General features: G+C 67.8%; 1 protein-coding gene. It reads right to left on the bottom strand.

The features are described 5' to 3' along the window. On the bottom strand, positions 1-277 hold a 277-nt coding region (locus MCHLDSM_RS18855), incomplete at its 3' end, for a DUF222 domain-containing protein (RefSeq protein WP_234714114.1). Between the last annotated feature and the right edge of the window lie 55 nt (positions 278-332).

Here is a 332-nt window from a genome sequence, read left to right as displayed (position 1 = left end):
AGTCAGCTGATCCGCACAGGCAGGCCAACGACCCCTCACCACGCCCCAGCGCGCCACACGCCGCGGCGCGCCGCTGCGCCTTGGAGCGGGGATCGTCGGCGCACACCGACCCCGCAATCAGATCCAGGCGCTGATCGAACGCGGAAGCGTCGACCGCATCCAACACACCCCCCACCATCGCCATCCCCGCCGCCTCGGGATGCGCTTCGACCTCGACGTAGCAGTTCTGCGCCACCGTCGGCGGGACCCGAACCGCGGCGGGATCGTAATCAGCCACCCACACATCGATACGGTCACGCAGCTTCTTCTTCGACAGACGCATCCATTTGCGC

Origin of the sequence: Mycolicibacterium chlorophenolicum, assembly GCF_001044235.1 — a bacterium.
Lineage (GTDB): Bacteria > Actinomycetota > Actinomycetes > Mycobacteriales > Mycobacteriaceae > Mycobacterium > Mycobacterium chlorophenolicum.
The sequence above is the reverse complement of the archived record's forward strand: the minus strand, read 5'-3'. Positions and strand labels throughout refer to the sequence as shown.